At 64.8% G+C, this 19,337-nt stretch carries 11 protein-coding genes; 2 read left to right on the plus strand and 9 right to left on the minus strand.

Annotated elements, in window-relative coordinates; all coding sequences use genetic code 11:
• Positions 1-345: 345 nt before the first annotated feature.
• Together AC07N6_RS23950 and AC07N6_RS23955 are read right to left on the minus strand one after the other, a co-directional pair.
• Positions 346-1,926, minus strand: coding sequence for a COG3904 family protein (locus AC07N6_RS23950; RefSeq protein ID WP_494783812.1), 1,581 nt, complete (start codon positions 1,924-1,926; stop codon positions 346-348).
• Between the two features lie 134 nt (positions 1,927-2,060).
• Positions 2,061-3,701: an HD domain-containing phosphohydrolase gene (locus AC07N6_RS23955; RefSeq protein ID WP_494783813.1), complete on the minus strand. Its 1,641-nt coding sequence runs from the start codon at positions 3,699-3,701 to the stop codon at positions 2,061-2,063.
• A 428-nt stretch (positions 3,702-4,129) separates the two neighbouring features.
• Between AC07N6_RS23955 and AC07N6_RS23960 the strand changes: the two genes are divergently transcribed.
• On the plus strand, positions 4,130-4,903 hold the full coding sequence (locus AC07N6_RS23960) for an MBL fold metallo-hydrolase (RefSeq protein ID WP_494783814.1): 774 nt from the start codon (positions 4,130-4,132) through the stop codon (positions 4,901-4,903).
• 61 nt (positions 4,904-4,964) lie between these two features.
• Here the strand turns inward: AC07N6_RS23960 and AC07N6_RS23965 are convergent, their stop codons facing one another.
• The 4 genes from AC07N6_RS23965 to AC07N6_RS23980 all read right to left on the minus strand — a co-directional run bounded on the left by AC07N6_RS23965 (position 4,965) and on the right by AC07N6_RS23980 (position 14,498).
• Complete coding sequence (locus AC07N6_RS23965) at positions 4,965-5,720, minus strand: FecR family protein (RefSeq protein WP_494783815.1); 756 nt, start codon at positions 5,718-5,720, stop codon at positions 4,965-4,967.
• 61 nt (positions 5,721-5,781) lie between these two features.
• Positions 5,782-10,107, minus strand: coding sequence for a beta strand repeat-containing protein (locus AC07N6_RS23970; RefSeq protein ID WP_494783816.1), 4,326 nt, complete (start codon positions 10,105-10,107; stop codon positions 5,782-5,784).
• Position 10,108: 1 nt separating this feature from the next.
• Positions 10,109-11,764 carry a ShlB/FhaC/HecB family hemolysin secretion/activation protein gene (locus tag AC07N6_RS23975; protein WP_494783817.1) on the minus strand — a complete coding sequence of 552 codons (1,656 nt, stop codon included), beginning with the start codon at positions 11,762-11,764 and terminating at the stop codon, positions 10,109-10,111.
• Positions 11,765-12,224: 460 nt separating this feature from the next.
• Positions 12,225-14,498, minus strand: a complete 2,274-nt coding sequence (locus AC07N6_RS23980; protein WP_494783818.1) for a CHASE2 domain-containing protein — start codon at positions 14,496-14,498, stop codon at positions 12,225-12,227.
• Between the two features lie 229 nt (positions 14,499-14,727).
• On the opposite strand from AC07N6_RS23980, the gene AC07N6_RS23985 reads away from it, so the two are divergent.
• Positions 14,728-15,570 (plus strand): aldo/keto reductase, encoded by an 843-nt coding sequence (locus tag AC07N6_RS23985; RefSeq protein ID WP_494783819.1) that lies wholly within the window; start codon positions 14,728-14,730, stop codon positions 15,568-15,570.
• A gap of 2 nt (positions 15,571-15,572) precedes the next feature.
• Here AC07N6_RS23985 and AC07N6_RS23990 read toward each other — a convergent pair whose 3' ends face one another.
• From AC07N6_RS23990 to AC07N6_RS24000, 3 genes are all read right to left on the minus strand, one after another.
• Positions 15,573-16,241 carry an aspartate/glutamate racemase family protein gene (locus AC07N6_RS23990; RefSeq protein WP_494783820.1) on the minus strand — a complete coding sequence of 223 codons (669 nt, stop codon included), beginning with the start codon at positions 16,239-16,241 and terminating at the stop codon, positions 15,573-15,575.
• A 66-nt stretch (positions 16,242-16,307) separates the two neighbouring features.
• Positions 16,308-17,753 carry an MFS transporter gene (locus tag AC07N6_RS23995; protein WP_494783821.1) on the minus strand — a complete coding sequence of 482 codons (1,446 nt, stop codon included), beginning with the start codon at positions 17,751-17,753 and terminating at the stop codon, positions 16,308-16,310.
• A 480-nt stretch (positions 17,754-18,233) separates the two neighbouring features.
• Positions 18,234-19,079: a MurR/RpiR family transcriptional regulator gene (locus AC07N6_RS24000; protein WP_494783822.1), complete on the minus strand. Its 846-nt coding sequence runs from the start codon at positions 19,077-19,079 to the stop codon at positions 18,234-18,236.
• Positions 19,080-19,337 lie beyond the last annotated feature (258 nt).

Consider the following 19,337-nt stretch of genomic DNA (forward strand, 5'->3'; position numbering starts at 1 on the left):
CACCCCTTGTGGGCCAGCCGTTGGAGGGCGGTAAAAAATGGATCAGCGGGGCAGTCGGAGCGCAGCGACTCTGCCTCGCCCATTTTTTACCGCCCTCCAACGGGTACCCTCCGAAGGAGGGCTGGCACTTAGGGGCCGCCTTTCTTTGCTCACTTTCTTTGGCGGGCCAAAGAAAGTGAGCGGCTGCCGGGCCGCCCCCGGCGCTCCGCTCCGACCGGAGAAAGATAAGCATTAAGCCAGTACACCAACACGCAGCAAAACCAGACTACCCAAAAACATCAAACCAGTACATCGACCAGCAGCAAGACCAGACTACCCAAACAAACATCAAACCAATACAACTAACTAATCCCCCCGCGAATACAACACCCGCAACGCAATCTTGCGCTCCTCCACCGGCAGCTCGTTGACCGCCCGCAGATAAGAGATCGAAGCATCGCAAGTAGCATCCGGATCAGCCTGGCGGCGCTCCGGCGACGACAGCAGCCGCAGCTGTTCCTGCGACAACGGCGCCAGCGCACGGCGGATCACGCGGGTGCGTTCGCCCAGCGTGAAGCGTACCGCGTTGGCCGGATCGGCATCGCGCAACAGGCGCTGCGTCATCGCCATCTCGCGGTTGGCGAACTCCTGCGGCAACACCGCTTGCGGCGTCTCGCGGCCGGCCGCGGCGTCGGCGCGCGAATGCGGATAGATCAGTTCGGTGCATGCCGCCGCGCTGATGCCGCGCAGCGCCACCGCCTGGTCCAGCACCAGTTGCTGGAATTGCTGCAGCGACTGGTCCGAGGCGATCGGCAACAGTTTGCGGCTGAGGATGCCGACCTGCTCGCGCCCCACCGCCAGGATCTCGGCGTCGGAAGCATGCGCCTGCGCCAACGCCCAGGCCAGGTCGACCATGCGGGCGAAATCCTTGGGGTGGTAGCGCGCCATGATGTCGAACAGCGCGCCTTTCTTGAACTCCTCCTCCAGGATGTCGCGCGAGGTGGCGATGGTGGCCAGTTGCGCGGTCTCGCCGCCGGGCGCCAGGCGGGTCAGCACGCCGGCCTGCAGCATCTGGCCCTGCTCGGGATACCAGCTCTTGTTGGAAGGCGTATCGGCGATGCGGGTGATGAAGTCATGCGGCAGGCCCAGCTTGCCGTAGGTGTCGAAGGTCAGGTTGCGGTCGAAAGTCTTGTTGATGCGGTCGTCCCCGCCCACCGTATACAGCGTATGGAAACCGATGTGCGCGCGCGGGTCCATGGCGCGGTCGCGCCCGGCCATGAAGGCCAGCGTGCACGAGGACGAGCACTCCTGCTCGACATAGGTATTGAGGCCGCGGCGGCGGATCACATCGCCCACCAGCTTGCCCTCGCGCACCCAGCCGCCGGCCGAATACAAGACTACCGTCGTGACCGAGGGCTGCGCCTGCAACAGGCGCTCCAGGCCATCGGCGGCGCCGTCGTTCATGCCCCCTTGCAGCAGGACCGACTTGCCGTCGACCCGCAACTGATAGACCACCGGCGGCCCCAGTTGCTTGCCGCGGGCGATATCGAATTGTTCGCGGAAAGAATGGGACGCGCGCCAGGTGCTGGACACCAGGCTGATGGCGCCGAACACGATCAGCACCTTGACCACCACCTCGGCCCAGCGCCGCCCGCCGCGCGCCACATGCCGGCCGGCCGACATCCAGCAGCCGCGCACGCCCCAGATCCATGCCAGGTAGCTGAAGGCGGCGATGGCCAGGACCCCGGCCACGCCGTAGCGCGCCGGCATGTCGTTGGTCAGCCGCGCCAGCAGCGAGATCGAGAACGCCGGCAACAGCGACGACAACAACACCGTATGCAGCCAGTAGGAACGGGCGAGCGAATAGTCGCCGCGCCAGTGGCGGCTGATGAAATTACCTCGGTGGGTAGTTGCGGATGTCGCTGGACGGGTTACTGCCTGAGACACGTATTACGGTTCCTCGATGCGCGTGAATGCCATGGGCGGCTCACTTTCCATCCGCGAGCATAACCCAACCTCTTGCGGTTGCTGCCGAAAAAATGCCGCCCGCGTCCTCAAGCAACGCCGCCCGCGACGTTTTGTCAGCGGGGCGCATGCCCGGGAATCTTCGACAGGTCGACCTCGTCGATCTGGCTGGCATGCATGAACTTGTCGGCGTACTGCTGGTAGACCTTGTCGCGGATGAAGATGTCGAACAGGTCGGGGTCGATGTGGTCGCGCGCGCGAAAGCCGGCCAGGATGTCGATCGCCTCGTTGAGCGTGTTGCCGCGCTTGTAGGGGCGGTCGGCGGCGGTGACGGCTTCGAAGATGTCGGCCACCGCCATGATGCGCGCCGGTATCGACATCTGCTCGCGCGTGAGGCCCTTGGGATAGCCCTTGCCGTCCATGCGCTCGTGGTGGCCGCCGGCGTATTCGGTGACGTTGCGCAATTGCTTGGGCCAGGGCAGCGACTCCAGCATCTTGATCGTGATCACGATGTGGTTGTTGATGATCTGGCGCTCGGCGTCGTTCAGGGTGCCGGCGCGGATGCGCAGGTTGCCGGCTTCCTCGTCGTCCAGCAATGCGCGCATCTGGCCGTCCGGGCCGCGCCATTGGCGCTCGGCGATGTCGAGCACGCGCTGCTGGTCTTCCGGCTTCATGCCTTCGGTGCCGATGTTGCTCTTGTGGAGGAAGGCGCGCTCGTCGTCCATCAGGGCGATCTCGGCCTGCAAGCGCGCATCCAGCTCGGCGCTTTTGTCCGGCGTGAGCGCGGCGCCCAGCGCCAGTTTCTCCTGCAGCACGCCGATCTCGGCGTCGCGCTTCAAGACCTCGAAACGGGTATCGACCAGGTGGATGCGGTCGAAGATGGTTTCCATCTTGGTCGACTTTTCCACGATGTGCGTGGGCGTGCTGATCTTGCCGCAGTCGTGCAGCAGCCCGGCCACCCACAACTCGCGGCGGTCGGCCTCGCTCATGCGGAAATCGGCCAGCGGGCCTTCGGTGGCGGCATGCGCCGCCTCGGCGATCATCATCGCCAGTTCCGGCACATGCTCGCAGTGGCGGCCGGTATGCGGCGACTTTTCGCCGATGCCGATGTTGATCAGCTTGATGAAACTCTCGAACAGGTTTTCCAGGCGATGGATCAGTTGCTGGTTGGTCATCGCGATGGAGGCCTGCGAGGCCAGCGCTTCGATGAAGTGCTGGTCGGTCTCGGAGAACGCGATCGTCTTGCCGGCCGCGCGGTCGGTGGCGTTGATCAGTTGCAGCACGCCCAGCAGCTCGCCGCCGTGGTCTTGCATGGGCACGGTCAGGATCGACTGCGAGCGGTAGCCGTACTTCTCGTCGAACAGGCGCATGCCGTTGAAATTGAAGCCGGCGCTCGCCTGCGCCTGGTACACGTCGGGGATGTTGACCGACTTGCGCGTGTTGGCCGCATAGGCCGCCACCGCCGACAGGTTGGGCGCGCCGTCGGGCAGCCTGAGCGCGATGTTGGGAATCGAGATCGCCGTCCCGCTGCTGCCGCCCTGGTGCATCTTCAGGCTGCCGTTGACCGAGATGTAGAACTGCAGGCTGTTGTCGCTTTCGTCGATGCGGTACAGGGTGCCGCCATCGGCTTGCGTGATGTCCATGGCGGTCAGCAGGATGCGCTCGAGCAGCAGCGGCAGGTCGCGGTTGTTGCTGAGCGCCATGCTCAGTTCGGTCAGCTGGTCCAGCCGGTAGGATATGTCTCGGTGCTTGTCCATGGCGGTTGCCGGTGCTGCGGTGGATGGAAAATCGGGGTCGGCCATTGCGATTTTTTTGTGCGCGCCGGTCAAGGCGCGGAGCCCGGCGTTTTCCCGGACACTCTACTCGCATTCTGGCAATTTTAAAGCCCGCCCGCGCCGCAGATTGCCGCGAGCTTGGGCCTAAACCGCCTGCAATTCTTCAGCTTACCTCTCCGAAACATTGCCGGGTAGATCATACCTGCTTCAAATGGAAGAGTCCGCCTGCTTTCCCCGGTTTCTTTTCATTGATTTAGGGGCGCGGATAACTTAACATCGACCGCTGTTGCATAGTTTGCCACATTGTGCGCAAACCCAGTCCGGACGGGGGTTTCCGGGTTGCAACCAACGCTCGGCAGCCGCGATGGGGCGGTCTTCCAGCCTATAACTATATTGGACGGCAAGTCACAATGCGCGTAGAAATTCTCGGTTGCAGCGGCGGCATCGGCGGAAACGGCATGCGCACCACCTCCCTGCTGGTGGATCACGATATCCTGATCGACGCCGGCACCGGCGTGGGCGACCTGTCGCTGGAACGCCTGGCCGCGATCGACCATGTCTTCATCACGCACGCCCATCTGGACCATATCGCCTGCCTGCCGCTGATGGTCGACAGCGTGGGCGAACTGCGCGCGCGTCCGGTCACCATGTACGCCACGCGCGAGACGCTGGAGATCATCCGCCAGCACATCTTCAACTGGCACATCTGGCCCGACTTCAGCCAGATCCCCACGCCGGACCATCCCTTCCTGCGCTTTGCCGCCATCGAAGTAGGCCAGGCCGTGACGCTGGGCACGCGCAACATCACGCCGCTGCCGGCCACGCATACCGTGCCTGCGGTGGGTTATCACTTGCACAACCAGGCCAGCGGCGCTTCGCTCGCCTTCAGCGGCGATACCTGCATCTGCGACCCGCTGTGGGAAGCCCTCAATGCCGTCGGCGACCTGCGCTACCTGATCATCGAGGCCGCCTTCGCCGACCGCGAGCGCGAGCTGGCGCTATTGTCCAAACATCTGTGCCCCAGCCTGCTGCTGGGCGAACTGGCAAAGCTGCGCGCGCGGCCGGAGGTGCTGGTGACCCACGCAAAACCCAGCCAGCAAGAGCAGATCGCCCGCGAAATCGCCGCCGGCAACAGCCCGCACCAGCCGCGCATGCTGGCGCCGGGCGTCATCCTGGCGTTCTAGGGCCTGATTCCAGGGCCTGATTCAGGCCCTGGTGCCGGTTCAGGCAGCCTCGACTCAACGCTCAACGCACCACGCAATCGATCGCTTTACTCGATGCAGCTTGCTGGCCGGGTGACGCCACATAGCCGAAATTCGGAGGAGGCGCGAACTTGATCCCCGGGTTCACGGGAACGATGACCGGCGGCACCTGTATGCTGGGCGTGAAACCGAATTGCCCGGCCTGGAAGATTTGCGAACCCGCGGGATTGGTCAACACGATCGCGCCCTGGGTCACATCCACATGCAAGCCGTTTTGCGGCACTGTTCCGCTCGACGTTGGTATGCCGCCGCAATCGTTCTGGCAGAACAGCGCGCCGAAATTGGTGCCGCGGATGCCGATGGTCGCCGTCGGCGTGTCGAAGTTGACCGCCCCGTGGTTGCGCTTGCCGACCAGGCCGGTCACGGCGCGCAAGCCGCCCTTGACCAGGTTGATCGCCACCGAATCGTTTTCCGGTTTCTTTTCGTCGTAGACATACTTGGCCACCACCACCTCGCTGCCGGGGCGCAGCACGATCTCGGCATCGTCCAGGAATTGCACCCTGGTATACGTCTCGCGTTCGGTAATGAGCGTATCGCCCTGGAGAATGACCGACTTCACCGCCAGCACGGTGCGCGTGCCGTCGGCATGCCGGGCCGTGAGCAGGCCCGACAGGTGCGTCACCGTCCCCACCGCCTGCGCCTGCGCCGCGCCGGCGACGGCCAGCAGCGCCAATGCCATCCACCATCCGGCCAGCCGCCGCGCGATGACTGCCCCACGAGAATAATTCAACGGTTTCATACTGAGTCCTGAAAACCGGCGCCATCGATTGGCGCCCGGAAAAACCATACGATTCGGCGCATCAATTGCAATACAGCTTGGCCACCTTGGGACTTGTCGTGTCTTCCGCGAAGGGATCCTTTGCGCCTGTCTTCTCCTCCTTGCCGCCGCCACTGTCGTCACCCGTCATGCTGACCTGCCCGCTTGAACCGGAAGTCTGCGTCGTACCCTGCGCCAGGATCGCAATGATGCTGTTGAGACTCTGCTGCAGCGCCGACTGGGGCACGGTCGGTATCACCACCGGCACCGGAATGGTCGGCGACGGGGGCGTAACCGGCGTGATCGAAGGCGGAAGCGGTACCGGTATGCGCACCCCATTGGCATCCGTGATGCTCACCCCCGGGGTGTAGCTGAACGCCAGGGCCGACAACGTCGCCAGGCCCGGCGCCGAAGTCGTCACATTGGCGTTGAGGGCGAGGCTGTTGGCGGCGGCGAGCGTAACGTTGCCGCCCTGCGAAGACAAGGGGCCATTGATGATCAGGTTGTCGGCGCTGCTGTTGGCCGAACTGCCCGCCGTCAGCACGATGTCGCCGCTGGCGTCCACGCCGCCCGCACCGATGGTCAGCGGGCTGTGCGTCGACATGTTCACCGAACCGCCGGCGCCGCGGGTCTTGACCAGGCCGGTGCCATTCACGCCCAGTGTCGCCAGCTTGTCGGCGGCACTGGTGGGCGTGCCGTCGACCGCCGTGGGCAAGCCGCCCAGGAAGTCGGCATTCGAACCGATCGCCGCCGTGCGCATGGCGCCATAGTTCTCGATGTTGACGCTGCCGTTGGCGGCATTGACGCCATTGATGGTGACCACGCTGGCGTCATCGGTATTGAGATGGTTGAGCAGCCTGATGTTGCCCTGGCCGCTGCTGCTGGCGGCAAAAGCGGCGATCTGGTTGTTGCTGCTGGCGCCATCCAGGCTGATATTGCCGGTGGCCGATGCGATCAGCTGCTGGATCACATGCAGCGAGGTATAGACGCTCATGCAGCCGCTGCCGTACTGGGAAATATCGCCGTTCTGCGCCTCCAGCACCAGGTTGTTGGCCGTGATATTGCCCACCGTCAGCGTGCCGGAAGCCGAACTCAGCGCGGCATCGGCAAGGCTCATGTTGCCGCCGCTCTGGTAGAAATCGTCCGACACCACCAGGCGCGACCCCGGATTGCCGGTGACGTTGCCGCTACGTACATCCATGCCGTAGAAGCGCGTATCGCCGCCGAGCACCAGGTTGCCGCCAGTGACGGAGACATTGGCATTGGTGACGGCATTGTTGAGCGTGAGCGCGGTCACATCGGCATTCATCGACGAAGCCAGGGAAATATTGCCGCTGCCCGAGGTCGAGGTGGCCACGGTCAGGCTGCCGCCATACATATCCAGCCTGCCGCCGTTGAGCACCAGCTTGTCGATGGTGTCGGCGCCCATGCCGTGGTGTGCGACCATGCCGCTATCGATGACGACGGTATCGATCTGGGTCGGAATGTAACCGGCCCCGCCCCAGGTCGCGAGGCTGCCCCAGTCCGAATCGCTACCGTTGGCGGCCAGCGTGGCCGAGCCGGCCATGGCCAGCGTCAGGCCATTTTCCGTGGTGGCCTTGATCATCTGCTTGTTGCCGCCAATGGTCAGCACGTCGCCGCTCACGTTGCGGAAATAGGAACCGGGAGAGAACTGCGCGCCGGCGCTGGTGTTGAACGCCTGATAGGCGGTGCCCACCGATGCCGTGTAGCCATTGAGCAAGCGCGTCTGAAGCGTGCCGCCGAGGCTGATGGTGCCGCTGCTCAGGAAGTTGATCTGGTCATAACCCGCATTGGAGACATCCAGCAACAGCGTGCTGCCGCTGCCAAGCGTCAGGTCGCCATCGATGTTCAGGGCGCCGACACTGCCATCGCCGCCCGGCGCCAGCGTGCCGTTGTTGTTCAAGGTGCCGATCGTCCCGGTTCCACTGATCGTACCGCCAAACTTATTCTCCACTCCCGACGAAAAAGACACGCCGGCATTGCCCTGCATGTTGAGGGTGCCGCTATTGGAAAAGGACGTGCCGTTTATCGAGGCGCCGTTGCTGACCGTAATCGTTCCCGTTGCGTTATTGTCCAGTGCTGCAATGATGATTCCCGCGCCGATGGCATTCATCGTGCCGGCATTGACCACGGTGCCGCTGTTGAAGCTGGACTGAAAGTCCAGGGTCAGCGTGGCGCCCAGGCTATTGTCAAAGCCGTTCGCCGTATTGATGGTGCTATTGGAACTCGAAAACTGGCCCGCATTGGTGATCTTGTCGGTGGCGATCACTGTGCCGCCGTTCACCGTCGCCGTACCGCTATTGGTCAGCGCGCTCACATTCAAGGTCGATACATCGATGATGGCGGTGCCGCTATTGGTCATGGCGCCGGTATTGAGCCTCGCACCGTTGTGCAACTCCAGCGCACCGCTATTGTTGAACGCTGTCGCGTCAATGCCTTGGAATATGCTGGTCATCGTCATGGCGCCGCTGTTGGTGACGTTGCCCAGCATGCCGCTGACGGTGGTCAGGTTCATCGCACCCTGGTTGGCCAGCTTGCCGCCGACGCTCATCGCCGAATTGTCAAGCTCGACCGTACCGCTGTTGTTCAAATCGCCGGCCAGGATCACACCGGCATTATTGATGCCCGAGAGCGTGCCGCCGGTGGCAATGGTGAGCGTGCCGGCGTTGAGCGTGCTGCCCTGACTGAGGTCGATTGTGGCGCCGCTATTGATGGCGATATTGCCGCTGCCGGTATTGCCGCCGACGTCGAGAACATTGAGGACGCCGCCATTGAGACTGACCCGCGCCCCGCTGACGTTGACCGTATGGTCGCCGGCGATGCCGCTGAGGTTACTGTTGAGGTTCAGATTCAGCGCGCCGCTGGTGCTGGTGATGTCGGCATTGATGGCGATGCTGTTGTTCGCATTGAGCGTCAGGCTGGCGGCCGAGCCGCTGGTCTTGTTGATTGCGCTGCTGACGGTGATATTGCCGCCTGTCAAAGAACCGCCGGCGCCGGTCTCCAATATCACGCTGACGCCGTTGTTAAGCTGGCCCGAAATCGTGCTGGCCCGGATATGGGCACTGCTGCCCACGGAAGTAATGACGTTGTCCTCGATGTTAATGTAGTAGTTGTCGCCGCTGCTATCGGCAATCACTTCAAGATCGTAAGGATCGATATACCACGTGCCGCCGGCGCCGACCTTGGGCGCCTTGACCACGCTCAGCGATTGCTTGCCGGAGGTTTCCACAAAGCCGCCCAGCACGGTGCCGGCGGCGCCTTGCGCCGACACGTCGCCATCGAGGTTGGCCGCGCCGTCCGCATACAGCACGATATTGCCGCCCTTGCTGCCGTCGGCGCTGATGCTGGAGCTGGCCGTGGTGGTCAGGTTTTGCGAGGCGCGCAAAAAGATGCGGCCGCCTTCGCGCACCACGCTGGAGGTGCTGAGGTTGCCGCTGTTGCTGATCAGGCCGGCGGCGATGCCGATGCGGCCGGCTTCGGCGGTGATGGCGCCCAGGTTGGTGACATTGCCGGTGTTGCCGGTGACGTTGACCGTCACGCCCGGCGTGGCGGTATCGGCCAGGGTCACGGTTTCGCCGGCGGCCAGGATCACCTCGCCCTGCGGGCTCTGGATGATGCCGCCGTTGGTGACGCTGCTGCCGATCAGGTAGACGCTGCCGCCGGTGGCGGACTTGATGGTGCCCTGGTTCTCCACCGAGCCGACCGCGCCCTGCCTGGAAAAGGTCAGCTTGCCGGCCAGGAAATCGCTGTCGTTGATGTTGAGCGTGGTGGCGATGAAGCGGCCGACATCGACCAGGCCGCCGGGGCCGACCAGGATGCCGTTCGGGTTATACAGCGCCACCAGGCCCGGCGCGGTCAGCTTGCCGTAGATCTGCGATATGTCGCCGCCGGTCACCTTGGCCAGGAAGGCCGCCGCCGCACCGGGCTGGCTGATGTTGACGGCGGCGGCCGAGCCGATCGAAAAGGACTGGAAATTGGCGATCGCCTGCGGCGAGAGCTGGTTGATGTTGAGGACGTTGCCGTTCTGGGTGAACACCACGTTGCCGTTGACCACGCTCCAGCCGGCGGGCAGCGTGCCCGGCGCCGGCGCGGCGGCCAGCGCGCCGGTCTGCCAGGCGCCGCACACCGCGGCGGCGGCCACCGACACCCGCAGCACCGGCGCCAGCACCTGGCGCCAGGATCGCAGCAAGAGGCGGCCCAACAGCGCCGGCAGGGGCTTGCGCGCGCGCCAGCTCAGGGTCAGGCGGCGTTTGCCCAGGCGCACCGTCAGCGACGGCGGCAACAGTTCGATGGCAGGCGGCGCGCCGTAGGCGGCCTGGCTTTCGGATGCGGGTACGGTATTTTTCATGTCAGAACCCCAGGGTCGCGCTCAGGTGCGCATTCAGGTCGCCACGTTTTTCTGTTTGCGAAGTGCCGGCGATGGACACGCGCGCGACATCCAGGCGCAGGTTGAAATCGCGCCCCACGTTGTAGCGCGCGCCGAAACCGAGGCTGGCCACCGTCATGCTGGAGGCCAGCGCGCTGCCGGCGGTCTTGTTGTTGTAGCCGCGCCCGATGTCGTAGAACCCCAGCAGCCGCAGGTTGCCCTTGAGCTCGCTCTTGGCCAGCAGTTCCGGCGTATAGGCTTCGGCATTGACGATCATGCCGCTGTCGGCCGCGACCGCGCGTTCGGAGAAGCCGCGCACGGCGGTCGAACCGGCCAGGCCGAACTGTTCGGCCGGCGCCAGCGGATCGGGCGCGTACTGGGCCGTGCCGGCCAGGCGCATCTGCCAGTCGCTGGCGAACGCCTTGAGCAGCGAAACGCCGCCGCGCGCGATGACGAAGTTGTCGGTCGTGTCGCGGTTGCCGGCGATGAAGGAATAACGGTCGGTGCGGCCGCTGGTGCTGGTGTAGCTGGGGCCGACCGCCCAGTTGCGCGCGATGCCGACGTTGTAGTCGAGGATCTGCCCCACGCTCTGGCGCTGCGCGCTATAGGTGGCCGACAGCGGCAGCGTGGAATAAGGCTGGCAGGTGGAGAGCTCGATGCCGGCGAAGTTGCAGGTCGAGCCCAGCTTCTTGTAATCGGCGCCCAACACCAGCTTGCTGGTCCATTCGCCGCTGCGGGCGAAGAAATGGTTCCAGCGCAGCGCGTAGACATCGCCCTTGCCGGTGAAGCCGAACAGCGAGCCCAGCGTGGGCGAAGTGCCGCTGGTCACGTTGGATTTACCGTAGATGAAATCCAGGCTGTCGCCGATGCCGTACAGCGGCAGGCGATAACCCAGCGAATACAGGTCGACCTTGGAGCCCGACGGGCTGTCGGGCGACGTGGTGTAGGCCAGCGTGCCGACATGGTCGCGGTTGAACAGGTTGGAATGCTGCAAGGCCACGCCGGTGCGCCACTGGCCGGTTTCCGGGGAGCCGGTATTGTCCAGCGTGAGGATCACCCGGAACGGGTCATTGTCGGTTACCGCCACCTTGGCGTCGATCTTGCCGTCGGCTTCGGCGCTGGAGAGTTCGACGTTGACTTGCTTTGCCGGATTGTCGTTGGCCAGTTGCACCGATTCCGAAATCTTGCGCATGTTGGGCGCCATGCCCGGCTGCAGCGCCGGAAGGCTGGCGCGGATGTTGTCTTCGCTGAAATGCTTGTTGTCGACCACGGTGACCTTGCCGATCACGGTCTCCGTCACCTGGATGCGCACCACGCCGGACGTGAGCTCCTGTTCCGGCACATGGACCTGGACGGTGCTGTAGCCATCCTTGCGGTAAGCGTTTTCCAGCGCCTCCAGCGCCTGCTGTATGTCGCCGTAGACGCGGCCGGGGCCGGTAAACGGCCCCACGCTCTGCTCGATCTGCTGCGCCGTGAGCAGGGTATTGCCGTCGATCTGGAAACGCTTGATCTCGAAGCGTTCGTCGGCCGGCGCCGCTGCCGCTGCTGTAGCGGCCTGCGGCGCGGCTTGCGCCATTGCCCCCAGCGCTGTCGTCGCCAGCGCCATCCCCATCAAATAATGCTGAAAGCCGTGTTTCATCATATGTGCGGGCGGTTGCCTGTACGGCCCGCCTCCCCTTTATCTTTAGCGGCTCTTATAAGCACGTCCGCAAGCGGATCATGCCGGATTGACCTTCTCCCTGAATCCCTGCCGCCGGGATATCCTCGCCGCGCTGGCCGCCCCGATACGCAAAACGGGCGCGCGCACGGCTCGCTCCGTGATAGCGGATGACAAACTGAAAACGGTGGAATCTCCCTGCAGCAGAATCGTCAGTAGCGGCCCATCCCCTCCCGCAGCATGAGCAATTCTTGACGTGTGTAAAGTATAGGGACTCGTTTCTTGAACGTCGACAAAATTCGATTAAAAAGCACACCGGCTCTGGTCTGGCGGCATTTTCACCACGCCGGACTTTCCCGCCTGGAAACTATTCTCATGTCTTGGTGTAAAGATGCGGCAAGCAATTGTCGGCTTGAACGCTTGCCACGCCCTTGCCGCCGTTTCATTTCGTGTCGAACGTGGTGACGCCATCCCAGTCGGCGCCAGGCGGCTCGCTGCGATAGCGGGCGATGCGTCCGAGATACAGCGCATACAGGCCATGCGCCGATTTTTCCTGCAGTGCGAGAATTTCGCGCTCGGCGTCATCCCAGCGCTGCGCGCGCAAGGCGGCCAGCGCCGCATGCCATTGTTCGACCTCGGCGCGCAGGCCGGCATCGAGTTCGCCATCCGGTGCCAGCGGCTCGAAGATCGGCACCGGTTCGTTCTTGCCCTTGACGCGCACGCGGTCCAGCTCGCGGTAGGCGAAGCCCGGCGCCGCATCGCGCGTGGCCGGCCCGACCAGCACGCCCACGCCGTAGACCTTGGTGATCGACTCCAGCCGCGAAGACAGGTTGACCGCGTCGCCCATGACCGTGTACGCCTTGCGGATCCTGGAGCCCATGTCGCCCACCCGCATCGAGCCGGTGTTGACGCCGATGCCGATCTTCAGCGGCGGCCAGTTGCGCTTGGCGAACTCCCGGTTCAGCGCGATGACGGTCTGCTGCATCTTCAGCGCGGTGGCGACCGCGCGCGCGGCGTGGTCGGGCAACGCCAGCGGCGCGCCCCAGAAAGCCATGACGGCGTCGCCGATGTACTTGTCCAGGGTGCCGCGGTTGCCGCGGATGTCTTCCGACATGGCGGTCAGGTAGAGATTGATGTATTCGCGCAGCGCGTTGGGCTGCAGCCCTTCGGAGATGGTGGTGAAGCCGCGCACGTCGGAGAACATCACGCTCAGCTCGCGGATCTCGCCTTCCATGTTGTAGCTCTCGGGATTGGCCGCCATCTCGGCCACCAGTTCCGGCGCCACGTATTCGCCGAACAGGTTGACGATGGCCTTGCGGTTGCGGTACTCGAACAGGTAGCCCCAGCCCAGGTTGCAGATAAACAGCGCGGCGATCAGCAGCAAAGCGGTGGCCAGCGGCAGCACCAGGCCGCCGGTGTTGTACAGCCAGAAATTGAAAGCGCCGATGCCGGCGCCGGCGGCCGCCGTCAGCAGGATGGACATGAGCGGCCCCAGCATCGGCAACAGGATGCCCAGCGTCAGGCCGATGACCAGGATCTGCACCAGGTCGTAGCCGACCGCGAATTCCGGACGCTGCTTGAAGTCGCCGTCGATGATGGAGGCGATCAGGTTGGCGTGCACTTCCACGCCGGGATAGACCGGGCTGACCGGCGTGGCCCGCAAATCGTTGAGGCCCGGCACGGTGGTGCCGACCAGCATGATGCGGCCGTCCAGCTGGTCGTGCGGCACGCGGCCGCGGAGCACGTCCACCGCTGGCACATAACGGAAGGCGCCGCCGGCCGGCCCGCCATGGCCGCGGTAGGTGACCAGCGTGGTCAGGTGGCGTTCGACCGGGATGAACAGCGGATCGGGCTTGATATCGACCGCGATGGAATCGAGCGCGCCATAGTCGCGCAGTTGCGCCTCCGACAGCACGGCGTCGTTCTGCAGGAACACCGGCTTGATGCGCTTGCCGTCCAGGGCCACGCGCGCGGTGGCCAGCGCCAGCGACTCATAGAAGTTGTCGCCGACCTGGGCCACCAGCGGCACCGCGCGGATCAGGCCGTCCTCATCGGGCAGCGGATTGAAGAAACCGCCCGAGCGCGCCGCCTGCTGCAGCTGCGGCAGGTTGGCGCCGTAGGCGCGCCAGTGCGTCACGTCCAGCCGACGGCCGCCGAGATCGGCCACGGTGAAGGCCGGCGCCGGCAGTTGCCCCTTGGCGATGGCGCCGGCTTCGTTGGACAGGTTGTAGCCCATCACCACCGGCTGCCCCTGCAGGGCTTGGGCCAGGCGCGCGTCGTAATCCATCTGCGGCTTGAGGCTTTGCAGCTGGCGGGTGAATTGCGGCACATCCTTCAATTCGCCTTTGGCCAATTCTTCCAGGCGGGCATAGCCGGAACTGGTGTCCGGTTCGGCGAACACCACGTCGAAACCGACCGACTGCGCCTGGTAGGTCTGCGTCATCTGCCTGACCAGCTCGGCCACCACGTCGCGGCTCCAGGGCCAGCGGCCGATGTCGGCGATGCTTTTTTCATCGATGTCGACGATGACGATGCGCGGGTCCAGCTCGGCCTTGACCACGCGCATGCGCAAGTCGTAGAAGAACAGGTCCAGCCGCCCCACCCACTCGCCCGGCAGCATGCCGACCACCTGTGCAGCCGCCACACCGGTCAGCACCAATGCCAGCAACCAGCGCGCCCAGTATTTGGCGCAGGCCTGACGCAAACGACGCAACATGATTTCCCCTGGATTTTTTCTTGGTGCGATCATGCCAGCAGTTGCCTCCGGCCACAATCGCGGCGCCGGCATGGCGCCACAAAGCCATCGAAAAGTTGCCGCCATGCATTGTCGCCATGCGATGTGCGATGCGGGATGAAGCCGGCGCCAAAATGGGGTCTAATGCATTTTCGTCGCCGGATCGGGTGAAGGCATCGCCGGCGGCGCATTCCTATCAAGAGGAGGACGCATGAAGCAAATCCCGCTGGTCAGGCTGCGCAATGGCGACCAGGTGCCGGCCCTGGGCCAGGGCACATGGAACATGGGAGAGTCGGCCGCGCATGCGGCGGCCGAGGTGAAGGCGCTGCAAGCCGGCATGGCGCTGGGCATGACGCTGATCGACACCGCCGAGATGTACGCCGACGGCGGCGCCGAAAAGATCGTCGGCCGCGCCATTGCCGGCCGCCGCGACCAGGTCTACCTGGTCAGCAAGGTGCTGCCGCACAACGCCTCCAGGCGCGGCACCATCGCCGCCTGCGAAGCCAGCCTGAAACGCCTGGGCACCGATCGTATCGACCTGTACCTGTTGCACTGGCGCGGTTCGCACCCGTTGTCGGCCACGGTGGAAGCGATGCAAACGCTGGCGGCGCAGGGCAAGATCGGCGGCTGGGGCGTGAGCAACCTCGATACCGACGACATCGATGAATTGCTGGCAGAAGAAAACGGCGGCCAATGCCTGGCCAACCAGGTGCTGTACAACCTGTCGCGGCGCGGCATCGAATACGACCTGCTGCCGCAATCGCTGGAACGCGGCGTGCCCATCATGGCCTACTCGCCGATCGAACAGGGGCGCATCCTGAAGAATGCCGCGCTGGCAACCATCGCCCAACGGCATGGCGTGACGCCGGCGCAGGCCGCATTGGCGTGGGTGCTGCGCCGCCCCGGCGTGATCGCCATCCCCAAGGCGGCCAGCCAGGAGCATGTACGGCAAAACCGCGCCTGCCTCGACATTGCCCTGGACGACGCCGACCTCAAGGAACTCGACGCCGCCTTCCCGCCGCCGCGCCGCAAGCTGCCCCTGGCGATGCTCTAATTTCAGGCCGCAGCCGTATTAGTGATGTCCAGCTGGCGCAGCAGGTAGCGCACGGCGGCCGGGATCGGTGCGATCACCGGCACCGTGAAGCGTTGCGCCAATGCGGTGGCGGCCTGGCCCAGCGGCCCGCCGCCGATCACCACCGCCTGCGCGCCGTCCAGTTCCACACACTCCCGCACCGCCTGCGCCAGCGCCTGTTCCAGCGCCTGCGGGTCGGCCGCCAGTGCGCGCGGATCGCCCGCGGTCAGGCGAATGCCGGTGTACAGGCCGCCCAATCCCAGTTGCCGCGCCTTGGCGGCGATGGCGTCGGCCAGTTCCGGCGTTACCGTCGCCACGCCGAAGCGCCGGCCGCCCTGCGCCGCCTCCAGCATCGACGCTTCGCAAATGCCGGCCACCGGCGTCTGACCGGCGGCGCGCACACGCTCGATGCCGGGATCGCCGAAGGCGCTGACGATCACGCCGGCGCTTTGGCGGCCGAACTCCTGCCAGTTGCGCTCCACCTCGGGCGCTGCCGCCTGCAGCTCGGCGCTGTTGACGATCATGCCCGGCCCGCTGCGCGCGCTCACCCCGCTGACCGAGAAGCCCGGCGGCAGCTCGGCGGCGGCGATGGTCACCATCATCTCGGTGGTGGCGGCCGAAGAGTTCGGATTGATCAGCAGGATATGGCGCATGTTCGGCTCTGGTTAATCGGCCCTAGTTAATCGGCTCTGGATAAAAGTGGATCGACTGCGGTGGCGTCAACCGCGGCTGCCGACCGCGGCCGCCTCGGCCGGCGCGTGCACCGGCCCATCCTCCAGCGGCGCGTCGGGCGACTTGCCGTAGGTTTCCGGCACGGTGCGCACCGCGATGGTGAAGATGCCGTACATCGCGGCGATCATGCCGAACACGCCGGCCAGGCCGAAGGCGTCGAACAGGCGTCCCGCCGCCAGCGGCATGAAGGCGCCGGCGGCCGTGCCGGTGGCCAGGATGAAGGCGGTGCCGAAGGCCCGCACGCGGGTCGGATACAGCTCGGGGGCGAAGATCCAGATGGTGGTGTTCAACAACAGCACAAAGAACTGGAACACCGCGCCGGCCACCAGGATCATGGCGATGTTCTTGGCCACGAAGCCGATCGCCAGCGCCGCCGCACAGGCGCAGACCGCGCCAATGGTCAACACGCGCTTGCGCGGCATGTGGAAGCCGAAGGCCGAGGCGGCGATCGCGCCCAGCAGGCTGCCGCTTTGCATCACCATCGTGAACAGCAGGCTCTTGGACATGCTGTAGCCCAGGCTGACCAGGATGGTCGGCATCAGCGTGAGCACCGAGATCTGCGCGCCATAGGTCATCCAGATGGCGATGCACAGCGGCACGGTGCGGCGCGCCAGCGGGCCCTGGAAAATCTCCATCGAACGCACCTTCACGCGCGCGGCCTGCTCGCGGCGGCCATCGTCGGCGATCCACGCCGTCGCTTCAGGCGCGGGGCCGGACAGCTTGCCGCTGGCCAGGCGCGACAGCACCTGGTTGGTTTCGGCGATCTTGTGCTGCGACAGCAAGAAGCGCGGCGTTTCCGGGATATAGCGGCGGTAGAACGCGCCCAGCAGGGCCGGCACCATCAGGCAGAAGAACAGCCAGCGCCAGCTGTTCTCGCCGGGGAACAGGGTAAATACCAGCAGGCCGAAGGCCGGCGCCAGGAAGTTGCCCAGGCCGCCGGCGCCCACGTTGACCAGCCCCACCGCGGTGCCGCGGAACTTGCTGGAACAGAATTCGGCCAGCATGGTGACAGCGATGGCGATCTCGCCGCCCAGGCCGAAGCCGACGATGGCGCGGCCGATGGCCATGACCGTCAGGTCCGGCGCCAGCGCGCAGATGCCGGCGCCCAGCGTAAACAACAGCAGGTCCAGGCTCAGCATCACGCGGCGGCCGTAGCGGTCGGCCACCAGGCCGGAGACGATGCGGCCGATGGCGGCGCTGGCGAAGGTAACGGTATTTAACAAACCGATGTCGGTGGTGGTGAGCCCCCATTGCTGCTTGAGCATGGGGCCGACCAGGCCGATGGCGTTCTGCTCGAAACTGTCGAACAGGCAGCCGATCAGGATCAGGAAAATGATGGTGTGGTGCGAACGGGTGACGCCGATCTTGTCCAGCGCGCCGTCCAGCTCGGCGATGCGCGGGGTATCCGGCGAAGAAAGTGTGGGTCCGGCCATGGTCAGCTCCTCGTGCGTGGGATGGCAAACGAAAGTCATGCTTCGGTTCTTGCTACTGCGTCATGGCTGTGGAACCCCGGCGGCGCAATGCCGCCGTTGCGTGACTTACTTTAGTCCACCGCGCCGACAAATGGAATAACAATTTCAGAATTAATTTTTTACTGAAATTTAAATTTCATTTCTGCAAGGCATATAGCAATCGCCGTGCCAGCATCGGACCGGCATGCCATGGTTGCAATGGCGCTGATGCGGATGAGATGAAACCCAAGCGGGAAGCGGGGTTGTGCCGAATTCGCGCGGATTGGGGGGAAGGGATGCCCCTTGCCCGGACGCAAGTCCGGCTGCAGCCAACCGCCTTCAATTGGTGAAGCCGGCCGCGCCGCCGCACCGGCAACGTGCGACGCCTGGAAGAAAATGGGGATTCAATCCGCCTGACATGCTGAAATCCTGATTCCAGGCAGGAAACTGCGTGAGATACGCTCAGCCGAAGTCGTCCAGCTCGTCATGGCCCTGCTCCACCGCCGCCAGGCGCTTGCGCCCGGCCGCGCCGCTGGCTTCGATGACCAGGGTGGCCAGCAGGTCGCACAGGGCCATCACGGCCACGTGGTTGTCCAGCGAACCGGGGCCGCGGCACTGGCATTGCAGCGACCAGGTGGCGCCAGCGTAATCGGGCGAGGCCTGGTCGCTGATATAGAGGATGCGGGCGCCGGCGCGGCTGGCGGCATCCAGCACGCGTTCCATCTGGCGCGTCTGGCGGCGCGTGCCGAACACGATCACGCAATCGCGCTCGGTCAGGCCGGCGGTATGTTCGGCCAGCGTCTCGCCGGGGCCGGGGATGGCGGTCACGCGCGGCAGCACCTGGATGATCTGCCAACGCAGGTAGACCGCGAAGGCATGGCTGCTGCGGCTGCCGAACACCAGCACCTGCGGCGCGCCGGCAATCGCCTTGGCGATCTCGGCCATGGCGGCGTCGGACAGGCGTTCGAAGGTAGCGGCCAGGTTGGCCTGCGATTGCTGGAAATGCGCCGCCACCGATTTGACATGGCGCGCCGCGCCCGAGGACGGCTGGAACAGCGGCGAGCCGACTTCCTGTTCCTCGCGCACATGGCGGCGCGCCTCTTCATAACTGTCATAACCGATGTGGCGGATGAAGCGGCTCACCGTCGAAGGCGACACGCCGGCCAGCTGCGCCAGCTCGTTGCCGGCATAACTGGCCAGCTCGCCGGGAAACTCCAGCAAGAAATCCGCCAGCTGGCGCTCGGTGGCCGACAGTTCATCAAGCTTGCTGCGCACGCGGCGCACGAAGGATTCGGAAGAAGGTCTCATGAAGTGCGGGCGGGCCATCCTGGAGTCACGATCGGCGCATTGTATATGGATAGCCGTGCTGCCGGTTTCTTCGTCTCATGATTTTATGAAACGCTCAATCGCTCAATCGCTCAATCGCTGAATGGCATTGGGCTATTTTGGGTAGTCTGGTCTTGCTGCGTGTTGATGTACTGGCTTTATGCTTTTCTTTCTCCGGTCGGAGCGGAGCGCCGGGGGCGGCCCGGCAGCCGCTCACTTTTCTTGTCTCGCCAAGAAAAG

It is taken from the genome of Herbaspirillum sp. GW821-FHT09A12, from assembly GCF_059418325.1.

Coding starts and splice junctions, on each gene's coding strand:
- AC07N6_RS23955 (WP_494783813.1), bottom strand. CDS start 3,701: ATGGACAAGCACCGAGACATATCCTACCGGCTGGACCAGCTGACCGAA.
- AC07N6_RS23960 (WP_494783814.1), top strand. CDS start 4,130: ATGCGCGTAGAAATTCTCGGTTGCAGCGGCGGCATCGGCGGAAACGGC.
- AC07N6_RS23965 (WP_494783815.1), bottom strand. CDS start 5,720: ATGAAACCGTTGAATTATTCTCGTGGGGCAGTCATCGCGCGGCGGCTG.
- AC07N6_RS23970 (WP_494783816.1), bottom strand. CDS start 10,107: ATGAAAAATACCGTACCCGCATCCGAAAGCCAGGCCGCCTACGGCGCG.
- AC07N6_RS23975 (WP_494783817.1), bottom strand. CDS start 11,764: ATGAAACACGGCTTTCAGCATTATTTGATGGGGATGGCGCTGGCGACG.
- AC07N6_RS23980 (WP_494783818.1), bottom strand. CDS start 14,498: ATGTTGCGTCGTTTGCGTCAGGCCTGCGCCAAATACTGGGCGCGCTGG.
- AC07N6_RS23985 (WP_494783819.1), top strand. CDS start 14,728: ATGAAGCAAATCCCGCTGGTCAGGCTGCGCAATGGCGACCAGGTGCCG.
- AC07N6_RS23990 (WP_494783820.1), bottom strand. CDS start 16,241: ATGCGCCATATCCTGCTGATCAATCCGAACTCTTCGGCCGCCACCACC.
- AC07N6_RS23995 (WP_494783821.1), bottom strand. CDS start 17,753: ATGGCCGGACCCACACTTTCTTCGCCGGATACCCCGCGCATCGCCGAG.
- AC07N6_RS24000 (WP_494783822.1), bottom strand. CDS start 19,079: ATGAGACCTTCTTCCGAATCCTTCGTGCGCCGCGTGCGCAGCAAGCTT.